We start from the raw sequence: 19,482 nt of genomic DNA, 5'->3' as shown, positions 1-19,482 counted from the left end.
AGGATTCTTTACCAAGGCGCCGGTAGAAGGGGCACCGGCGGAGCCCGGAGCGAAGCCGCCCGCTCAGGCCCGCGGGTGTCGCTTCCCTCGATTCGATGCCTGACCCAGGGTCGAGGCATTGTGTCGATGGTGGTGGATCAGGTCGATCCATTTTTACTTAAACTTAACCTTAACCGAGATCAATCTTCGCGTCGAGACGAGGCGCCGCCGCGCCACTCCAGGATGCGCGCCCATGCTGTCACTCTCTTCCTCGGCACCTCGTGACGCTTTCAGCCGCGGCGCGACCGATGCGAGCCCACCCGCCGATCGGCCGTTGTGCGATCACGCCTGGATTTTCGCGCAAGCGGATGGTCGCGTCATCTCGCCTCAACTCCTTCTGGACGAAGACGGCTCGATCGGTGGCGTCAGCAATCCCAGCGTCGTGCGCTGGTGTATCGAAGAGGGAATCGTTCATTTTCTGGACCAGGGAGGGGCCACTCTCCTGCGCTTCCTTGTGGACCAGCGATCGCAACCGCATAAACTGGTACTTGTCGGCATCGACGAGACCGGACGCGACAGAACCCACTACCTGATCGAGACCGAGCGCTACGCGCGAGCCCCGTCCGCGCAGGAAGTGCAGACGATCGAACCGATCGCAGCGCGCAGGAAGAATCTCATCGTCCTGAGCGCGAATGCCAAGTCGCTGCACACGCAATGGCCACAGGACATCGATCCGGCTCGCCGATCCTGGGATCTGTGCCTGGCATGGTATGGAGACGAAGCGTCGTATTCGCAGCGTCCCCCTTCGGAATACAGTGTGCTACTGAGAAAGGGCACCAAGCTACAGTGCTTGCACAGGCTGTTCTATCCAGGAAGTCCTGTTTTCGACTATGATTATGTCGCCTTTCCCGATGATGATATCGCTACGAGTTGGCTGGATCTGAACAGGATATTCCAGTTCTGCGCAGACTACAACTTGCTGCTGGGCCAGCCGGCACTGTCTCATGACAGCTTCATCGCCCATCCCATTCTCCGTCAGCAACCTGACAAGATCGTTCGCTTCACGAATTTCGTGGAGATCATGACTCCGTTCTTCGCGCGATCGGCCCTGCGCCGTTGCAGCGGAACCTTTCACTTCGGCGAAAGTGGCTGGGGGCTCGACACCGTGTGGCCCGTTATCCTGGGTGATCCCAAGAACCGGATCGGTGTCATCGACGCTGTTCCGGTTCGTCATACGCGACCTGTCGCAACGAGTTACGATGTGAAAGCCGCACTCCGGGACGAGGCCATGGTGGTGAGATCGTACGGGGTGGAACTAAGGCATGTGGAGCATGGATATGTGAGATAAGCGCCTCCGGTTCTCGACATACGGCCGGTTTGGCGTAGGCGCGAAATCCCGGATGCCACACCGCGAACCCGCCCGCGCCAGGATCGCGAGCGTTACAGCTTCAGGAATGCCCTCAGCACGATGAGGTGCTGCCGGCAGGTGATGAGGAAATCGATCCGGATGCCGTACCGATCGATGTCGGCCCGCAATCAAATCTGAACAGGGTCGCCCCGAACACGCCACTCGTCTCCTTTTTCAGGATTGGTCAGGTCTCATGTATGATTGCGCTATCCTGGGAGGTGGCATCGCTGGCTTATCTCTCGCCTCGTTTCTCGATCGGCGCAGCATCGTGATCGAAGCGCAGGATCGGGTCGGCGGACTGAGTCGCAGTTACAGGCTCAACGGTATTGATTACGACATTGGTCCTCACGTCATCTTCTCGAAGAATCAAGAGGTACTCGATCTCCATTCGACGATGATCGAGACAAACAGGATCAAGCGGTCCAATCAGATCGTGTTCAAGGGCCGCTACGTCAAGTACCCATTCGAGAACGATCTTTCGGCACTCGATCCGGCCGATCGCGACTACTGCCTTCAGGAATTCCTGCATAATCCGTACGAGCGTTTCTCCGGCACGAACATGCTCCATTTTTTCCTGGGTACGTTCGGTGAGGGCATCACTCGTCTGTACCTGCAGCCGTACAATGAAAAAATCTGGAAATTCGATCCGTCGTGCATGGATACGCAGATGGTCGAGCGCATACCGAAGCCGCCCCGGGATGACGTGATCGCATCGGCCAACGGTACGGTCACGGAAGGATATCAACATCAACTCTACTATCATTATCCGGCCAAAGGCGGATTTCAGACGCTCGTGGATGCCTACAAGGCCCGCGCCGAGGCGGCGGGCCAGGACGTGCGGACCTCATCCCCTGTGCGCCGCCTGACGAGGCTGGCTGACGGATGGACGATCGAGACCGGCACGGCGGAATTCCAGGCAAGGCAACTCATCAGCAGCATCCCAATCCATGAATTGTTCAAGTTGCTGACGCCTCCGGCCGAGGTCGCTCAGGCGCTCCAACGGTTGCTCTACAATTCCATCTACATCGTCGTGATTCAGTGTCGAAAAGATAAGATCGGCGATCATTTCGCCTTGTACGTTCCGGACAGCGATGTGCTTTTCCATCGCGTGTCGAAGCTCAACCATCTGGGCGAGGGTTACTCGCTGCCGGATGGCGGCAGTACCCTGATGGCCGAGGTCACGTTCAGGCCGAACAGCTATCTGTCCACGCTTCGTGAATGTGAGGTCATCGAGCGAACGATCGCGGACTTGGAGAAAGTCGGCTTCATCGACCGCGTCGATGTGGTCGACACCGCGATCCGGCGGGAGCGTTACGCATACGTGATCTACGACTTGGATCATCGCAGGAATGTCGATAAGATCTTGGCATATCTGGAAGGAATCGGTATCAAATCGGTAGGGCGCTTTGCGGAGTTCGAGTACCTGAATACAGATGCGGTTGTCGAGCGGACACTTTCCCTGGCGCGGAGTTTGAACTGCGCTCATTAGAGCTGCTGGATATCCTGCCATGCGAGTTGCTATCTTGCGGTCTCTATTGCCGCCGTGAAGCCTCCACCTGTAAGGCTTTCAAACCCGGAAGCGCGATGCTGCTGGTTGTATCCCGGGCGGAGATGGATCCGCTGGTCGCAGAAGGACAGGCGCGCTCGGGGAACTCGCGGCACCCTCCTGGTCGTCGTCCGGCGCGACGGCTTCAGCGCGTGCCGCGACAGGAGGATCGCCGTGAGGTTCGCCCGCCTCCTGTGCGTTCTTGCTACTTTAGATTGTATTATGCTATGGTAAGCCCTAGGTTGCACCAATGGACTTGACACGCAGGAAGCTGGAGTTCGGCTGCGGTCACCGCCCGACTCCCGGGTACATCGCCAACGACATCAATCCGTTCGAGGGTGTCGAACTCGTCAGCAACCCTTGGGAGATCGATCTCCCGGACGGGTCCCTCGACGAGATCATCGCTCTTGGCCTGATGGAACATCTCACCAACGAGCAGTTCGAGCGGACGCTGGCGAACGCGCACCGCATGCTCGCTCCGACCGGGATGTTCCTGTTCGACGTGCCGGATATCCCCGTCTGGTGCGGCTACGTCGTCGATCATTTCGCCGGCAGGCCGATCCCCTTCACCATCGAGCATTGTTTCAACACGCTCTACGGCTGGCAGCGCTGGCCTGGGGACGAACACAAATCCGGCTGGTACCGGGAGAAGCTGGAAGCCGCCCTGCAGCGCAACGGCTTCGCGACCTATGACTACGATGTCGAGCATTTCGTCTCGCGCGGTCTCACGCGCAACCGGATGACCCGACCTCTCGACGCCCATCTGTATTGCCGCGCGCGACGTTGAGGCGGCGGGAAACGGCGACGGCCTGCTCATCGCGCGGCCCGTCCGCCCGGCGCGGCGGCGCCTACCCCTTGTCCCGCATCAGGCGGGCCTTGTCGCGCTGCCAGTCGCGCTCCTTGGCGGTCTCGCGCTTGTCGTGGAGCTTCTTGCCGCGGCCGAGGCCGAGTTCGACCTTCGCCCGGCCGCGGTCGTTGAAGTAGATCTTCAGCGGGATGACGGTGTAGCCCTCGCGCTGGGTCGCGCCGATGAACTTCTGGATCTGGCGCTTGTGCAGCAGCAGGCGCCGCGGCCGCTTGGTCTCGTGGTTGAAGCGGTTGGCCTCGAGATATTCCGGGATGTAGGCGTTGAAGAGGAAGAACTCCTCGCCCGACGGCCCGGCATAGGCCTCGCCGATCGTGGCCTTGCCGCCGCGCAGGGACTTCACCTCGGTGCCGGTGAGCGCGATGCCGGCCTCGACCGTGTCGGTGATCTCGTAGTTGAAGCGGGCCTTGCGGTTGTCGGCGACGATGCGCCGGCTCGGGTCGGGCTTGGGGGCCATCGGGTCCGTGTCTGTTGGCGTGGCGCGAGCGGGGGACCCGCTCGCGCGGGGACCGCCCTCAGTGGTTGATCAGGCCGGCGTGCCGGAGGGCGAAGTCGACCGCCTCGCGCGTCGCGGCGCCGATCGGCACCATCGGCAGGCGCGCCTCCTCGCTCATCAGGCCGAGGCGCGAGAGGGCGTATTTGGGCGGCGCCGGGTTGGTTTCCAGGAACAGGTTGGTGTGGAGCGGCATCAGCCGATCCTGCAGCGCCAGCGCCGTGCGGTAGTCGCCGGCGAGGCAGGCCTCCTGGAAGTCGGCGCACAGGCGCGGCGCCACATTGGACGACACCGAGATGCAGCCGTGGCCGCCATGCGCCATGAAGCCGAGCGCCGTCGCATCTTCGCCAGAAAGTTGGACGAAATCCTCGCCCATGGCTTGGCGTTGCAGGCTGACCCGGGCGACGTTGGCGGTGGCGTCCTTCACCCCGGCGATGTTCGGCAGCTCGTAGAGCCGCTTCATGGTGTCGACGCTCATGTCGATCACCGAACGGCCCGGAATGTTGTAGATCAGGATCGGAATCCCGATGGCGTCGTTCACCGCCTTGAAGTGCCGGTACAGCCCTTCCTGCGTCGGCTTGTTGTAGTACGGCGTGACGATGAGGACCGCGTCCGCCCCGGCCTTCTCCGCATGACGGGCCCGCTCGACCGCCTCCGCCGTCGAGTTGGAGCCGGCGCCGGCCACCACCGGCACCCGGCCGGCGGCCTCGTCGATGCAGGCCTCGACCACCCGGTCGTGCTCGCCATGGCTCAGGGTCGGGCTCTCGCCGGTGGTGCCGACCGGGACGAGGCCGTGGGTGCCGTTCTCGATCTGCCAGCCCACGAAGGCGCGGAAGGCTTTCTCGTCGAAGGCCCCGTCGCGGAACGGCGTCACCAGGGCGGTGAGCGAGCCCCTCAGGCGCTGCGAGATCTGCGTCGACGTCATGCTGGCGTTCCTCAACCCGGTCCGGGCCGTCGCGCTCGGGAATCGCGGCCCGGCGGCCTCGCCGCGTCGGACTCGGCCGTACGGCTGAGGACACATAGGGCGTCCGCGGGCGGCGCGCAAACGCCGAACGCACAAGGCTAATGGCTTCTTAACGCGGCGCTTCCACCATGGGCGTCGGGCCATCCAGGCAACCAGCGAAGAGGGAAGCAGGACCATGCAGCCTAGGCTCCGTCGGCGCCGCCTCGCGGTTCTGGCCCTCCTCGCCTCCGGCAGCGCGCTCGGCGGCCTGCCGGTTCTCGCCGCCGGACCCCTCGGCACCGGGACCACCCCGGCCGCGGCGGTGCCGGGGCTCGCCCGACCGGCCGCCACGGGCGGCACCGCGGCAGCCGCGGTCGCCGACGAGGCCGTCGCCGTCTCCCCGAAGACGGGGGCGGAGGACGACGAGGCCGGCCTGCGCGGCGGCGTCGGTGCCGACGAGGGCAGCGCCCGCAAGCTCCCGGCCGGCGTCTCGGCCTACGCCTCCGCCGATCCCGACGCGCCGATCGCGTTCCCGGTCCCCGACGCCGCGGTCACGCCGTCGGCCCCGGTCCCGGCGGTGCCCGATCCCGGCCGCCCGTCGCTCGCCGTCGATCTCGACATCCCGGCCCTGCGCAGCGCCGTCGAGGCGTATCGCCGGGGCAAGGTCGACGAGGGCGACCGGATCCGCGACGGCCTGTCCGACCCAGCGGCGCGGGCGCTGCTCGACTGGGTGGCGATCCGCTTCGGGGCCGGAATCGGCTTCGAGCGCATCACCGGCTTCCTGCGCGACACGCCGGACTGGCCGGCGACCGGCCTGCTGCGGCGCCGGGCCGAGGCGGCCCTGCTCAGCCAGCGCAAGGCCCCGGCCGTGGTGCGGGCGTTCTTCGCCACCCGCCGGCCGTCGAGCCCGCCGGGCCGCTTCGCCCTCGCCCTCGCCTTCAAGGCCGACGGTCTCGACGAGGACGCCGCCGCGCTGGTGCGCGAGACGTGGCGTGACGACGCCTTCGGCCGCAGCCTCGAACTCAGGGTGCTCGACGCCTTCCCGGGCGTGATCGGCGAGGTCGAGCACCGCGCCCGCATGGAGCGGGCGCTGATGAAGGAGGATTGGGAGACCGCCGGCCGCGCCGCGACCTATGCGGGCCGGGCCTACGGCACCCTGGTGCGGGCGCGCCGCGCCGTCGAGGCCAAGGCGTCGAATGCCGGCGCCGCCCTCGACGCGGTGCCGCCGTCGCTGCGCAACGATTCGTCGTTCCTGTTCTCCCGCGCCCAGTACCTGCGCCGCTCCGAGAGATACACCGAGGCCGCCGCGGCGCTGCTCGCCGCCCCGCGCAACCCCGAGGTGCTGGTCGATCCCGAGGAATGGTGGACCGAGCGCCGCATCGTCGCCCGCAAGCTGATCGATCTCGGCGATCCCCGCACCGCCTACGCGGTGGTGGCCGGGCACAGCGCCCGGGTGACCGAGAAGCGCATCGAGGCCGAGTTCCACGCCGGCTGGATCGCCCTGCGCTTCCTGCGCGAGCCCGAGACCGCCGCCCGCCACTTCGCCGCCGCCGCGGCGGTGGCCGAGACGCCGATCTCGGTCGCCCGCGCCGCCTACTGGCAGGGCCGGGCCGCCGACGCCCTCGGACAGGCGACGGAGGCGAAGGGCTTCTACGAGCGCGCCGCCGCGCAGCCGATCGCCTATTACGGCCAGCTCGCCCGGGCGCGGCTCGGGCAGGCGACGCTGCCGCTGCGACAGGCCGGCAGCCTCGAGGGCGAGGCCCGCGCCGCTTTCGAGGCGCGGGCGCCGATCAAGGCCCTGCGCTTCCTCGCCGCCGCCGGCCTCAAGGAACTGGCGCTGCCCCTGTCGATCGACCTCGCCCAGCGCCTCGACGACCCGGCCGAGCTGAACGCGCTCGGCGACGTCGCGGTGGCCGTCAACGATCCCCGCGCCCTGGTGGCGATCGGCAAGGTCGCGGTGCAGCGCGGCCTGCCGCTCGACCAGCACGCCTATCCGGTCATCGGCATCCCGACCTACGAGGCGTTCTCGGCGGTGCCGCAGGTCGAGCGCGCGATGGTGTTCGCCATCGCCCGGCAGGAGAGCCAGTTCGATCCCCGGGCGATGTCGAGCGTCGGCGCGCGCGGGCTGATGCAGATGATGCCGGCCACCGCCCAGCGCACGGCGCGCCGGGTCAGCACCGCCTTCGACCAGGACCGCCTCACCAGCGACCCGACCTACAACGCCCGCCTCGGTCAGGCCCATCTCGGCGAACTGATGGAGGATTGGCGCGGCTCCTACATCCTCGCCTTCGCCTCCTACAATGCCGGCGGCGGCAACGTGAAGAAGTGGATCGACGCCTACGGCGACCCGCGCGACCCGGCCGTCGACCCGGTCGACTGGGTCGAGCGGATCCCGTTCACCGAGACCCGCAACTACGTCCAGCGGGTGACCGAGAACCTCCAGGTCTACCGCCACCGGCTCGACGGCAAGAGCGCGCTGCTGATCGGCGACGACCTGAGGCGGGGAGCGCGCTAAAGCATTTTCCGACGAAGTGGATACCGGTTCGTCGTAGAAAATGCGGCAAAATCAGAGACCTGGAGAGCTTCGCGATTGCAACGCGATCGTGAAGCCCTCTAGGGGAGGGGCACGGCCCCGGCACGATCGGGCGCCTGAGCGGAGCCTGAGCGAGGCCGTTCCCGCATCGCGCCGGCGATGGCACGGCAAGCGCCGCGATCCCGCAGGGATCGTCGAGCGATCGATCGGAAATCGTGGGACGCATCCTCGCACGCGCCGACCGGTCGGGCGGTCGCCGCCGCAGATCGCGCCGCGCCGGCGGCCCGTCCTTCAGAGCCTGTTTGACTCTCGATCTAAAGAAAAAGCTCCCATTTCCCGGACGACTGGAACGCAGTGGAAGGAGATCCGGGATCCAGCGCAAGAAGTCGCGAAGCGTCCGTATGCAGCGATAGTGCCGGCACACGGAGCCGCTTCGCGGCACATCTGACGTCTGGATCCCGGATCTCCTTCCGCTATCGCTTCAGTCGTCCGGGAAAGGGGAGCTTCGCGCGGTCAATACGATTGACCATCGCTCAAACAGGCTCTCAGAACTTGCCCAGCATCGGGAAGTCGACCGACAGGCTGGAGACCGGGGTCACCGGCATCTCGCGCTTGCGCGGCCGGCCGTTGAGCACCTGCTTCAGCTTGGTCTTCAGCAGCGCGAGGTCGAACGGCTTGAGGATGAAGGCGTCGGCCCCGGCGAGGTGGGCCATGTTGATGTCCTCGAAGCTGAACGAGGTCTCGGTGAGGATGAACGGCGTGTTCATCAGGCCGTCGTCGGCCCGGATCTCGCGCAGGAGCTGGATGCCGTCCATCGGCTCCATGTCGAGGTCGGAGATCACGAGGCCGAAGCGACGCTCGCGCATCGTCTCGAGCGCCTGGGGACCGTCGGTCACGCCGACCACGTCGGGGAAGCCGAGGCGGTTCATCAGCTCCGTGACGAGACGCACCAGCTTGACCTGGTCGTCCACGATGATGATCGGAGGAGGCTCGCTCATGGGGGCTCGTCGGGTGTCGGCCTCGGGCCGGGAGGCGGGTCACGCCCCCGCGGCCGCGGGAGGGTACGGCGTCGGCGTGCCGGCGACCGCCGGCGGCGCCACTCAGCAGAGTTGCGCAGGGCAACTCTGCCTGGATTCTTGTTCCTGCATCATTCTCTCCGCCAAAACGGTGACCATTTTGGCGAATGATGCTTAGACGAACAGGTGCTCGATGCCCTGCTTCGACATGCTCTCGGTGTGGAGGGCCTGGGCGAGGCCGTAGATGCTCGCCGCCTTCGGGGTGCCGCGCTGGAGCATCGGCGTCAGGTTGGCCTTCTGGAACAGCGCCTCGTTGGCCGGGGTGCGCACGGCGGTGGCGAAGGAGGTGACGAATTCGCGCTTGGCGATCTCGCGCCACTCGACGATCTGCACCTCGCGGTGCCGGCCGTCGCCGCTGATGCGCGCGAAGGTCTCCTGCACCGAGGTCCGCTCGCCTTCCAGGATCTGGAGGAAGTGGCCCTGCTCCATGATGAGGAAGCTCGTGATGACCGCGAACTCGTTCTTCTTCTGGGCCTGACGGGCGATCTCGCCGAGCTCGCGCATCCGCGCCTGCGCATCGGCAGAGAGCTGCGAGCGCGAGAAGTAGATCAGATGGATGAGGCTGGTCCGCTTCGCTCGCATGAGCCCTCTCCGACACGTCCCAGGGTGATAGGCCCGAGTGGCTCAACAGGCCGTAAACGCGATCCCGCAAGCTTGCGCGACCACCCGGCACTTTCTGCCGCACGGTTCCCGCGCGCCGGGCCGTTCCTGCCGGGCGTTCCGGGCATGACGCCGCGGAATCAAGGACTTGGCCCTGGCACGGGGGTTGCGCCGGCAGCCCCGGTGCCCTGCGGGCCGGAGCCGGACGGATGGATATTTTCAGTGCGTTGCAGAGTGCCGTCTCGGGCCTGAAGGCGCAGTCCTTCGCCCTCGACAACATCTCGGGCAACATCGCCAATTCGCAGACCACCGGGTTCAAGCGCATCGACACCGCGTTCGAGGACATGCTGACCGAGCAGGTCCCGCGCTATCAGACCAGCGGCTCGGTGTCGGCCTCGTCGCAGCTCACCAACACGACGCAGGGCACCATCACCAGCAGCGGCGTCCCGACCAACATGGCGCTCAACGGCGAGGGCTTCTTCGTCGTCAAGACCAAGACCAGCGACAGCGCCAACCTGACGACCTTCTCGACCTCCGACCTCTACACCCGCCGGGGCGACTTCTCGGTCGATGCGGCCGGCCGCCTCGTGAACGGCGCCGGCGCCTACCTCGTCGGCCAGAGCCTCGACCCGCTGACCGGGCAGAGCACCGGCACCGGGGTGCTGTCGATCCCGACGAAGCCGATTCCCGCGCGCCCGACCACCTCGCTCACCTACGCGGCCAACCTGCCGGCGACGCCGCGGACCGGGACCGGCGACGCCGCCTCGGCGGCGACGATCCTCGGTGCCCTGCCGGGCGGCGACGTGCGGGTGCTGAGCGGCGGCGGCACCGGCACGCTGAACGTCGCGGCGACCGACACCAGCACCTTCGTGTCGTCGAGCGTCGCCGGCGGCTCGCTGACCGCCTACAACCCGGCGGGCTCGCCGGTGAACCTCGACCTGCGCTGGGCCAAGGTGGCGCAGGCCAACGCCGCCACCGGCACGCCCGACACCTGGAACCTGTTCTACGCCACCACCAACGGCGCCACCGCCAGCGGGGCGGCCTGGCGCAACGTCGGCACCGCCTTCACCTTCAATGCCGGCGGGCAGCTCGCCTCCCCGAGCGGGTCGTCGCTCACCCTGCCCGACGTGACCGTGGACGGCGTCTCGCTCGGCTCGCTCACCCTGCGGACCGGCCCCGGCAGCCTGACCCAGTACGCCGATTCCAGCGGCACGGTGGCGACCAGCACGGTGCAGCAGGACGGCTACGCCGCCGGCACCCTCAACAGCCTCTCGGTCACCGGGGACGGCCGGATCATGGGGGCGTACTCGAACGGCAACAACATCGCGCTCGCCCGGGTCGGCGTGGTCCAGTTCGCCGCCGACAACGGCCTCAAGGCGACCTCGGGCGGCAACTACATCCAGACGATCGAATCGGGCGCTCCGGTCAACGGCCTCAACGGGTCGTCGATCGTCGGCAGCAACGTCGAGGCCTCGAACACCGACACCTCGGAGGAGTTCTCGAAGCTGATCGTCACCCAGCAGGCCTACTCGGCCAACACCCGCGTCATGTCGACGGCCCAGCAGATGATGTCGGACATCATCAACATCATCCGCTGATCGGCGGGATCGTTAGCGTTCCGTCAACCCCGATCCCGTCGACTCCGCTTCCGCCTCCCCGGTCCGCCCCATGTCGATCAACGCGCTCAACACCGCGACCGCCGGCCTGAGGGTCACCCAGGCCGCGATCGGCATCGTGTCGCAGAACGTCGCCAATGCCGGCAGCGACGGCTACGTCAGGCGCCGGCTCTCGACGGTCTCGACCGACGGCAATGCCGGGGTGACGACCGGCACGGTGACGCGGATCTTCGACGAGACCGCGCAGCGGCAGCTGCGCCTCGAAACGTCCGGCGCCGCCTATACCGGGCTCATGGCGACGACCCAGGCGAGCCTCAGCGCGCTCTACGGCACGCCCGGCAGCGCCTCGGCCCTCGACGGCGTGCTCAACGCCTTCACGCAGTCGCTCCAGACGCTCGCCGGCGATCCGTCCTCGACCGGCGCGCGTGCGACGGTGCTCGCCGGCGCCCGCAGCCTCGCGGGCGCCCTCGCGACGATCTCGGACGGGGTGCAGACCCTGCGCAGCGGCACCGAGAGCCAGCTCGACACCGACGTCGCCGCCGCCAGCAGCCTGCTGTCGCGGATCGCCGGGCTCAACACGAAGATCATCGGGCTCAACGGCAGCGACCGCTCCGCCGCCAGCGGCGCCGAACTCGCCGACCAGCGCGATCAGGCGCTCGGCGAGCTGTCCCGGTACATGGACCTGCAGACCAGCCTGCAGGCGGACGGCTCGGTCACCGTCACCACCGGCTCGGGCATCACCCTCGTCGATCACGGCGCGGCGGCGAGCCTCGGCTTCGACGGGCGCGGACGGCTCGATCCCGGCGCGACCTACACCGACGATCCCGCCACCCGCGGCGTCGGCACGATCGTCGCGGTGATGCCAAGCGGCGCGCGGATCGACCTCGTGGCGACCGGGACGGTCCGCTCGGGCTCGATCGCTGCCGGGCTCGCCCTGCGCGACGACACCCTGGTCCAGGCGCAGCGCCAGCTCGACGACCTCGCCGCCGGCCTGTCGCGGGCGCTCAGCGACCGCGCCGTCGCCGGGACGCCGGCGAGCGAGGGCACCGCCAGCGGGTTCGACATCGACCTCACCGGCCTCCAGGCCGGCAACGCGGTGACGCTCGCGACCCGCAGCGCCTCGGGGGCGGCCCACACCATCGTCCTCGTGCCGACCACCGGCAACGCCGCCGGGGTGAGCGCGGCCCAGACCAACGACCCGACCGCCACCGTCCTGACGGTCGACATCTCGGGCGGGCCGGCGACCACCGCGGCACGGATCGGCGCGGCGCTCGGCGACGGCTACCGCGTCTCGGCGACGACGGGGGGCGGCGTGCGGATCCTCGCCACCGGCGCAACCGCGCTCACCGGCATCGACGCCTCGATCACCGTGCCGACCCGGGCCGGGGACGTGCGCACCGCCGGCACCCAGCTCGCGGTGTTCGTCGATTCCGGCTACGGCGACACGGTCTATACCGGCTCGTTCGAGGGCGGACCGCACCTCACCGGCCTCGCCCAGCGCCTCGTCCTCAACCCGGCGCTCGCCGCCGACAGCGCCGGCCTCATCGTCACCGCCGCCGGCACGCTGCCGGGCGACGGCACCCGGCCGAAGGCGCTCCTCGACGCCCTGACCGGCGCCGCCCGCACGTTCTCGGCGGCGAGCGGCCTCGGCGGGGTGAGCGCGCCCTACACGACCTCGGTGCAGGGCTTAGCCCAGGGCATCATCGACTTCCAGGGCGCCGCCGCCGAGCAGGCCGACCAGCTCGACCAGGGCCAGAGCATCGCCCTGTCGACCGCCCGCAGCCGCTTCAGCGCCGATTCGGGGGTCAGCATCGACGAGGAGATGGCGAACCTGATCCAGCTCCAGACCGCCTACAGCGCCAATGCGCGCGTGCTGACCGCGGCGCGCGACATGCTCGACACCCTCCTGAGAATCTGATCCGGCGGAGACCCCCGATGACGATCCGCCCCTTCGCGGCCGGGACCTACACCCGGGACCTCAACACCAGCCGCCTGCTCGACATGAAGGGCCAGCTCGACGGGCTGTCGCGCCAGCTCGCCACCGGGCGGATCTCGGAGACCTATGCCGGCCTCGGCGCCGGCCGCACGACGAGCCTCGACGCCCGCGCGCAGATCAGCGCCCTCGACGGCTACGCCGCCGGCATCACCGCCGCCGACACCCGGCTGTCGCTCGCCACCGCCAGCATCGCGCAGGTCCAGAAGCTCGCCACCGCGACCTGGAGCGAGCTCGACGTCAACCGCTCGGGGTCGGAGGGCAGCGCCCGGGCCAACCTCAAGACCCTGGCGACCAACCGGTTCGCCACCGCCCTCGACGCCCTGTCGCAGAACGTGTCGGGCAGCTACCTGTTCTCCGGTCGCGCGACCACGACCCCGCCCGTCGAGGAGGCCGGGATCATCCTCAACGGCGACGAGGCCGCGGGCCTCGCCGGCATCGGCACCCTCATCAGGGAGCGGCAGGCGGCCGACCTCGGCACCGGCTCGCCCTCGACCGGACGGCTCGCCCTGACCGGGTCGGGCACCGCGATCGGCCTGTCGGAGAGCCTCGATCCCGGCGTGCGAGCGAATTTCGGCTTCACCATCGAGGCGGCGACGAGCACCAATCCGGGCGCCCTCGCCGTCACGCTCGCCCCCGGCAGCCCCGCCGCCGCGTCGCTCGCCTTCGCCGCCCAGCCGCGGGACGGCGACCGGGTGCGGGTCACGGTCGAGAATCCGGACGGCAGCCAGAGCTTCGTCGACCTGACGGCGAGCAGCGACCCGAAGGCCGCGGCCGGGAGCTTCCGCATCGGGGCGAATGCCGCGGAGAGCGCCGCCAACCTCGCGGCGGCGCTCGGCGGCGCCACCGTGACCGGCGCGCAGAGCGGGACGCCGCCGGGGGTGTCGGCCGCCCTGTCGGGGGGCTCGGCCGCCTCCGCCGCGGTCACGGTGGCCGGCCAGCCGGTGGCGGGCGACAGCGTGAGGATCACCCTCGGGATGCGCGACGGCACCACCCGGACCCTGACCCTGACCGCCGCCGTCAAGGCGGGCGGGGCCAACAGCTTCGTCATCGGCGCGGACGCCGCCGAGACCGCCCGCAACCTCAAGGCGGCGCTCGGCACCGCCCTCGACGCCGCCGCGACCACCGACCTCGCGGCGAGTTCCGCGACCCGGGCGGCGGACGACTTCTTCGCCGGATCGAGCACGGCGGGCCTGAGCCCCCGGCGGGTCGCGACCGATGCCGCCGGCAACGCGACCGGCTTCGCCGCCGATCCGGGCGGCCGCACGGTGATCTGGTACAAGGGCGACGACACCTCGACCGACCCGCGCACCACCACGACCGTGCAGATCTCGGCGGGCCAGACGGTCGGGATCGGCGCGCAGGCCAACGAATCCGCCCTGCGCAGCGCGCTGGCCGGCATCGCCGTGGTGGCGAGCGTGAGCTTCGCCGGCGCGACGACCGACGATTCCCGCTTCCAGGCCTACGCCACCCGGATCCAGGATCAGGTCAAGCCGTCCGGCACCGCGCAGACCCTGGAGGGGATCGCGACCGAGTTCGGCCTCGCCGCCAGCGCCGTGACGACCCGGAAGGCCGACAACGCCGCGACCAAGTCGATCCTCCAGAACGCCGTCGACGGCGTGGAGTCGGCCAGCATGGAGGAGGTCGCGACCAAGCTCATGACGCTGCAGACGCAGTTGCAGGCGAGCTACCAGACCACCTCGACGCTCGCGAAGCTGACCCTGGCGAACTACCTGTAGGGGATCGCGCAGCCAGGCGGACGCCGCTTCGCCGGCGGCCGATCGAGACGAGCCGCAGCCCGCGCTCGCGGCGCGGGCGTGTTCCGCGGGCCGGGCGGGTCCGATGGCGGCCCGCCCGGCTCAGGGCCATCAGGCGAACTGGACGTTGGCGCCGATGTTCCACTGGTTGCCGGCGAAGCTCACCGACTCGCTGAACGAGCCGTCGCCGGTCCGCACGACCCAGGTCGACAGGTCGTTGGCGCTGGCCTGGAACGTGGCGCCGCTGCCGTAGCCGACGAGCTGGATCTTGTCGCCGTCGCGGACCGAGAAGTCCGCCAGCAGGTCGCCCTGGGCCTCGCCGCGCCGGAGCACGAACACGTCCGCCCCCGTTCCGCCGTACAGCGTGTCCGCGCCGGCTCCGCCGTCGAGGGTGTCGGCTCCCGCCCCCGCCCGCAGGGTGTCCCTGCCGCCCCCGCCGAGCAGGAGGTCGGCGGCGTCGCCGCTGGTGAGGATGTTGTCGGCGGCGTTGCCGGTCAGCCGGGTCGCCGTCGACGACGTCCAGAGCTGGAGGTTCTCGATCCCGGTGAGGCGCGAGCCGGACCGGTAGCCGCCCGTCACCGTGCCGGCCTGGAGGTCGACCGAGACGGTGTCCGAGGCGGTCCCGGTGATCAGGTAGAGGTCGGCCGCACTCCAGCCGCCGTCGATGGTGTCGGTCCCGACCACGAGGTCGCCGCCGAAGGTGTCGGCTCCGGAGCCGAGGCCGCCGAGCAGCAGGTTGGCACCGGCGCCGCCCCGGATCGTGTCGTTGCCGTAGCCGCCGTTGATCGTGTCGTTGCCTTCCTCGCCCTGGATCAGGTCGTTGCCGTTGCCGCCGAAGATCGAATCGTCGCCGGTGCCGCCCCGGATGGAGTCGTTGCCGCTGCCGCCATCGATCGAATCGTTGCCGGTGCCGCCCTGGATGGTGTCGGCCATGTCGCCGCCGACGATGAGGTCGTCGCCGCCCTGGCCGCTGAGCGTGTTGCCGCCGTTGCCGCCGCGGATGACGTTGTTGGCGTTGTTGCCGGTGCCGGTGAAGGCGCTCCGTCCGCTGTAGGACAGGTTCTCGAAGTAGGTCGGAAGCGTGAAGGCCGAGAGGCTCGTGACGACGCTGTCGACGCCTTCGTTCGACAGTTCCCGGATCGTGGTGGCGGCATTGTCGACGATGTAGGTGTCGTTGCCGGTCTGCCCCATCAGTGCGGCGGTGTCGGAGCCGTCCTGGAGGACGTCGTTGCCGGCGCCGCCGTAGATCGAGTGGTTGCCGATGCCCGCCGCCAGCGAATCGCCGCCGTTGGTTCCAAACAGGGTCCCGTCGGCCGCGGTGCCGACCTTGGTCACGGGACCCTTCTCGACCGTGTCTTCGTTCGCGTAGGCGCGGATGTAGTCGATCTGCATCTCGGCCGGGAACGGCGTGGTCGCGGTCGGCTGTCCGGCCCAGGGACCGCCGACCGCGAGGTTGGCGATCATGTACATCGGCTTGTTCATGTCGGACGGCGTCGCGACCTGCCGTACCGCCTCGCCGTCGACGTACCAGGTGATGTAGTCGGCCTTCCAGTCGACGCCGTAGGTGTGGAAGGCGGCCGTGGTGTCGCCGACATCGAACGTGCCGCTGGTGGCGGTGTGCGTCCCGTCGGCGAAGGAATGCGCGGTTCCGGTCGTCTGGTAGGGATCGACGCCGCGCTGCTCCATCACGTCGAGCTCGGGCGGCCAGGATTCGTCGAGAGGAAGCAGCCAGAAGGCCGGGTGCAGACCCTTGCCCGCCGGGAGCTTGGCCCGCATCTCGAAGTAGCCGAAGGTCTGAGCGAAGGTCGGATAGCTCGACAGCATCCCCGACGTGTAGTCGTAGCCGTAGATCTTGGACGAGGTCGCGGGGTCGACCCGGTTCGCCTCGATCGTCAGCACGCCGGAATCGATCGAGAACGGGTTCAGACCGAGCGGGGTGGTGCCGCTGCTGCCGGGGTCGGTGGGATCGGTATAGTACTGGACCTCGTCGTGATTGACCACCGTGTGGCCGGCCAGACCGTCGCGGGGATAGTTCGGCTCCCAGGTCCCCGGGCTGTTGTCTCCCGTGTAGAGGTTCAGCGCGTTGAACTCGTCGGCGAAGGTCAGCTGGTAGTTCGTGGTCGGCTTGTTGACCAGGAAGTCGTCGGCGACGAAGTCGCTCTTGCGCACGCCCAGGAACGTGACGGTCTGCCCGTCGCCGAGGGTCAGGATGGTGTTGCCGTTCTCCTGGGTCATCGCCAGCCGGACGTCGGCGAACGAGGAGAACTGCGCGTAGTCCTGGAGGTCGACGAAATCGCTCAGGCCAAGGCCGCCGCTGAAGTCGGTGATCGTGTCGCCGGCATGGACGCGGAACAGGTCGTTGCCGCCGCCGCCGGTGATCTCGTCGCCGCCGCCGCCGCCGTCGATCAGGTTGTCGCCGGCATTGCCCGTGATGATGTTGGCCAGGCCGTTGCCGCGTCCGCTGAGACCGTTGCTGCCGCGCAGGATCAGGTTCTCGACGTTGTCGGGAAGCCGGTAGCTGCCGAACGCCTGGACCGTGTCGACGCCCTCGTTCGACTTCTCGACGATCTTGTCGCGGATCGAGTTGACGCTGTAGGTGTCGTCCCCGGCACCCCCGATCAGGGTCGCGCCGCCGGTCGTGATCGATCCCACCGAGACGAGGCGGTCGGCACCGGCGGTGCCCGTGACGGTGTCGGTGGCGGTGACGGCCGAGAATGTCTTTGTCGGTTTGGCGGAAGTCGGCAAGGCCATGGAACGGTAAACCCCCAGGTGGATCGATCGGCTTCCCGCAACCGCCTTCTTTGCGCAGCGTTGTCGCGAGTAGTCTGCGGTGTCGGTGATGGCATCGCGGATGCCTGCGCATCCTCCGTGCCCGCGTTTCTTATGATCCCGAAATAATGGGAATTTTACGGCCTGTCTGTGACGGAACCGCAACAGTCTGTCGGCGCCATTCAGAAAAACTTTCCTATTGCTTTCTTAAAATACTGTATGAATCTCGCGATTTGAGTAAAATACTACCCAAAGGGAAAGTAGAATGACGCTGATAACTAGGTTCGTTCGGCAATGTCGAGCTCGGCCGCGCCGAACAAGCTGTTTTGCACTGCACAACAACCGGTGCCGCACAACCTATCGAATGTTAACTTTCATGAAATTACAGAAATTCGCGAAGTCATCGATGATTAAAATTTTCGGGCGGCCCTGACATCGATTGCCGTGAGTGTTATGCGGGATCGCAATCGGGAGCCGGTTCCAGCCCGTCCGGATGCATGATCGGCGAGAACTCCGAAACGGCGGCGGGCGAAACGCTTGCGCCGACGGCCGGGGCCCTGACCGTACTGGCGCGGACTGGTCTCTGTGTTGTCGCGCGGGACGAGGGCCGATCGCTCCGCGGCGGCGTCGGACGCACGCCGCGGCCGCTCTCACGGGGGGCGGGGCGCAGATTCGTCGCGGCCGGCCTCGGCGAAGGTGCCGGCCCGACCGGTGATTCGCACGCCCTCCGCGAGCCGGGCGCCGTCCGCGCCTCAGCGCCCGCCCGCCAGATACGCCGACAGGTTCCGGCGGATCCGCTCCAGCGGATCCTCGGCCGGGTCGGGCAGCGCGAAGGTTTCGCCGGTGATGGTCTCGAAGGCGCGGATGTAGACCGCGGCGGTCTCCAGCACCACGTCGGCCGGAATCTCCGGAACCGGGTCGCGGTAGGGGTCGCAGCGCGCCACGACCCAGTTGCGCACGAAGTCCTTGTCGAAGCTCTCCGGGTTCGCGCCGGCGGCGAAACGCTCGGGATAGCTCGCGGCGAACCAGTAGCGGCTGCTGTCGGGCGTGTGGATCTCGTCGGCGAGCACGACGCGGCCCTCGGCGTCGGTGCCGAACTCGTACTTGGTGTCGGCGAGGATCAGCCCGCGCGCCGCCGATAGCTCCTGGCCGCGGGCGAACAGCGCCAGCGCCGCCTCGGACACGGTGCGCCATTGCTCCGGCGTCAGCAGGCCGCCCTCCAGGATCGCCGTCTCGGTCAGGGGCTCGTCGTGGGCCCCGTCCGCCGCCTTGGTGGTCGGCGTGATGATCGCCTGCGGCAGGCGCTCGTTCGGGCGCAGCCCGTCGGCGAGGCGGTGGCCGTACATCTCGCGCTCGCCCGCCCTGTAGCGGGTCAGGATCGAGGTCGCGGTGGTGCCGGCGAGGTAGCCCCGCACCACGATCTCGACCGGCAGGATGTCGAGCCGGCGCCCGACCACGACGTTGGGGTCGGGATAGGCGAGGACGTGGTTGGGACAGAGGTCGGCGGTGGCCTGAAACCAGTACCGGGCGGTCTGGGTCAGCACCCGGCCCTTGAACGGGATCGCCGCCAGGGCCCGGTCGAAGGCGCTGATCCGGTCGCTGCTGATGAGGATGCGGCGCCCGTCCGGCAGGTCGTAATTGTCGCGCACCTTGCCGCGGTAATGGCCGGGCAGTTCCGGCAGCGTCGCCTCCCGCAGGACCTGATGGGCGTGGGGCGCGAGGGTTGCCGTATCCATCCGTGTCGCTCCGTCGGGCGGCCGTGACGGGCGGGCCGCGGCCCGGGTGGTAGCGGATCGCGCGGCCGGCGCCCAGGGGCGACGGCAGGGCGACCGCTTCGGCGATGGCCCTGCCGTCGCCCGCAGGGCGAAGCGAAAGCCAAGGTCACGGACGTGACTGCCGGCGCC

The 19,482-nt window shown here is 68.4% G+C and carries 13 protein-coding genes; 7 read left to right on the top strand and 6 right to left on the bottom strand.

All coding sequences use genetic code 11. The annotated features are described in order from the left end of the window. Positions 1 to 232 precede the first annotated feature (232 nt). The 3 genes from EOE48_RS14165 to EOE48_RS14155 all read left to right on the top strand — a co-directional run bounded on the left by EOE48_RS14165 (position 233) and on the right by EOE48_RS14155 (position 3,720). Positions 233 to 1,327 (top strand): DUF707 domain-containing protein, encoded by a 1,095-nt coding sequence (locus tag EOE48_RS14165; RefSeq protein WP_127730160.1) that lies wholly within the window; start codon positions 233 to 235, stop codon positions 1,325 to 1,327. Between the two features lie 253 nt (positions 1,328 to 1,580). Further along, positions 1,581 to 2,876 (top strand): protoporphyrinogen/coproporphyrinogen oxidase, encoded by a 1,296-nt coding sequence (locus EOE48_RS14160; protein WP_127730158.1) that lies wholly within the window; start codon positions 1,581 to 1,583, stop codon positions 2,874 to 2,876. A 307-nt stretch (positions 2,877 to 3,183) separates the two neighbouring features. Beyond that, positions 3,184 to 3,720 (top strand): methyltransferase domain-containing protein, encoded by a 537-nt coding sequence (locus EOE48_RS14155; protein ID WP_127730156.1) that lies wholly within the window; start codon positions 3,184 to 3,186, stop codon positions 3,718 to 3,720. A gap of 61 nt (positions 3,721 to 3,781) precedes the next feature. Here EOE48_RS14155 and smpB read toward each other — a convergent pair whose 3' ends face one another. Continuing rightward, positions 3,782 to 4,255, bottom strand: coding sequence for an SsrA-binding protein SmpB (gene smpB / locus EOE48_RS14150; protein ID WP_127730154.1), 474 nt, complete (start codon positions 4,253 to 4,255; stop codon positions 3,782 to 3,784). A gap of 58 nt (positions 4,256 to 4,313) precedes the next feature. Further along, a complete protein-coding gene (dapA, locus tag EOE48_RS14145) occupies positions 4,314 to 5,216 on the bottom strand; it encodes a 4-hydroxy-tetrahydrodipicolinate synthase (RefSeq protein ID WP_127730152.1) in 903 nt (300 codons plus the stop codon). A gap of 214 nt (positions 5,217 to 5,430) precedes the next feature. Here dapA and EOE48_RS14140 point away from each other — a divergent pair, with 214 nt between their 5' ends. Continuing rightward, positions 5,431 to 7,749, top strand: coding sequence for a transglycosylase SLT domain-containing protein (locus EOE48_RS14140; protein WP_127730150.1), 2,319 nt, complete (start codon positions 5,431 to 5,433; stop codon positions 7,747 to 7,749). Between the two features lie 563 nt (positions 7,750 to 8,312). Here the strand turns inward: EOE48_RS14140 and EOE48_RS14135 are convergent. Both EOE48_RS14135 and EOE48_RS14130 read right to left on the bottom strand, forming a co-directional pair. Further along, positions 8,313 to 8,765, bottom strand: coding sequence for a response regulator (locus EOE48_RS14135; protein WP_127730148.1), 453 nt, complete (start codon positions 8,763 to 8,765; stop codon positions 8,313 to 8,315). 192 nt (positions 8,766 to 8,957) lie between these two features. Next, positions 8,958 to 9,425 (bottom strand): BLUF domain-containing protein, encoded by a 468-nt coding sequence (locus EOE48_RS14130; RefSeq protein ID WP_127730146.1) that lies wholly within the window; start codon positions 9,423 to 9,425, stop codon positions 8,958 to 8,960. Between the two features lie 227 nt (positions 9,426 to 9,652). Here EOE48_RS14130 and EOE48_RS14125 point away from each other — a divergent pair, with 227 nt between their 5' ends. The 3 genes from EOE48_RS14125 (at position 9,653) to EOE48_RS14115 (ending at position 14,791) form a co-directional block, all read left to right on the top strand. Continuing rightward, positions 9,653 to 11,041 (top strand): flagellar hook protein FlgE, encoded by a 1,389-nt coding sequence (locus EOE48_RS14125; RefSeq protein WP_127730144.1) that lies wholly within the window; start codon positions 9,653 to 9,655, stop codon positions 11,039 to 11,041. A 70-nt stretch (positions 11,042 to 11,111) separates the two neighbouring features. After that, positions 11,112 to 12,977 carry a flagellar hook-associated protein FlgK gene (gene flgK / locus EOE48_RS14120; protein WP_127730142.1) on the top strand — a complete coding sequence of 622 codons (1,866 nt, stop codon included), beginning with the start codon at positions 11,112 to 11,114 and terminating at the stop codon, positions 12,975 to 12,977. Positions 12,978 to 12,994: 17 nt separating this feature from the next. Further along, complete coding sequence (locus EOE48_RS14115) at positions 12,995 to 14,791, top strand: hypothetical protein (RefSeq protein WP_127730140.1); 1,797 nt, start codon at positions 12,995 to 12,997, stop codon at positions 14,789 to 14,791. A gap of 129 nt (positions 14,792 to 14,920) precedes the next feature. On the opposite strand, the gene EOE48_RS14110 is transcribed toward EOE48_RS14115, so the two are convergent. Further along, entirely contained in the window at positions 14,921 to 17,560 is a 2,640-nt protein-coding gene (locus EOE48_RS14110; RefSeq protein ID WP_127730138.1) for a family 16 glycosylhydrolase, read from the bottom strand. A 770-nt stretch (positions 17,561 to 18,330) separates the two neighbouring features. Further along, complete coding sequence (locus EOE48_RS14105; RefSeq protein ID WP_127730136.1) at positions 18,331 to 19,314, bottom strand: phosphoribosylaminoimidazolesuccinocarboxamide synthase; 984 nt, start codon at positions 19,312 to 19,314, stop codon at positions 18,331 to 18,333. Positions 19,315 to 19,482: the final 168 nt, after the last annotated feature.

The sequence above is a fragment of the Methylobacterium oryzihabitans genome (assembly GCF_004004555.2).
In the GTDB taxonomy this organism is placed as follows: Bacteria; Pseudomonadota; Alphaproteobacteria; order Rhizobiales; family Beijerinckiaceae; genus Methylobacterium; species Methylobacterium oryzihabitans.
This window is presented reverse-complemented; position numbering and strand designations above follow the sequence as displayed.

Excerpts from the sequence above, each read along its gene's own strand:
- EOE48_RS14155 (WP_127730156.1), top strand. The coding sequence starts at position 3,184 with ATGGACTTGACACGCAGGAAGCTGGAGTTCGGCTGCGGTCACCGCCCG.
- EOE48_RS14140 (WP_127730150.1), top strand. The coding sequence starts at position 5,431 with ATGCAGCCTAGGCTCCGTCGGCGCCGCCTCGCGGTTCTGGCCCTCCTC.
- EOE48_RS14165 (WP_127730160.1), top strand. The coding sequence starts at position 233 with ATGCTGTCACTCTCTTCCTCGGCACCTCGTGACGCTTTCAGCCGCGGC.
- dapA (WP_127730152.1), bottom strand. The coding sequence starts at position 5,216 with ATGACGTCGACGCAGATCTCGCAGCGCCTGAGGGGCTCGCTCACCGCC.
- EOE48_RS14115 (WP_127730140.1), top strand. The coding sequence starts at position 12,995 with ATGACGATCCGCCCCTTCGCGGCCGGGACCTACACCCGGGACCTCAAC.
- EOE48_RS14160 (WP_127730158.1), top strand. The coding sequence starts at position 1,581 with ATGTATGATTGCGCTATCCTGGGAGGTGGCATCGCTGGCTTATCTCTC.
- EOE48_RS14110 (WP_127730138.1), bottom strand. The coding sequence starts at position 17,560 with ATGGCCTTGCCGACTTCCGCCAAACCGACAAAGACATTCTCGGCCGTC.
- EOE48_RS14105 (WP_127730136.1), bottom strand. The coding sequence starts at position 19,314 with ATGGATACGGCAACCCTCGCGCCCCACGCCCATCAGGTCCTGCGGGAG.
- flgK (WP_127730142.1), top strand. The coding sequence starts at position 11,112 with ATGTCGATCAACGCGCTCAACACCGCGACCGCCGGCCTGAGGGTCACC.
- smpB (WP_127730154.1), bottom strand. The coding sequence starts at position 4,255 with ATGGCCCCCAAGCCCGACCCGAGCCGGCGCATCGTCGCCGACAACCGC.
- EOE48_RS14130 (WP_127730146.1), bottom strand. The coding sequence starts at position 9,425 with ATGCGAGCGAAGCGGACCAGCCTCATCCATCTGATCTACTTCTCGCGC.
- EOE48_RS14125 (WP_127730144.1), top strand. The coding sequence starts at position 9,653 with ATGGATATTTTCAGTGCGTTGCAGAGTGCCGTCTCGGGCCTGAAGGCG.
- EOE48_RS14135 (WP_127730148.1), bottom strand. The coding sequence starts at position 8,765 with ATGAGCGAGCCTCCTCCGATCATCATCGTGGACGACCAGGTCAAGCTG.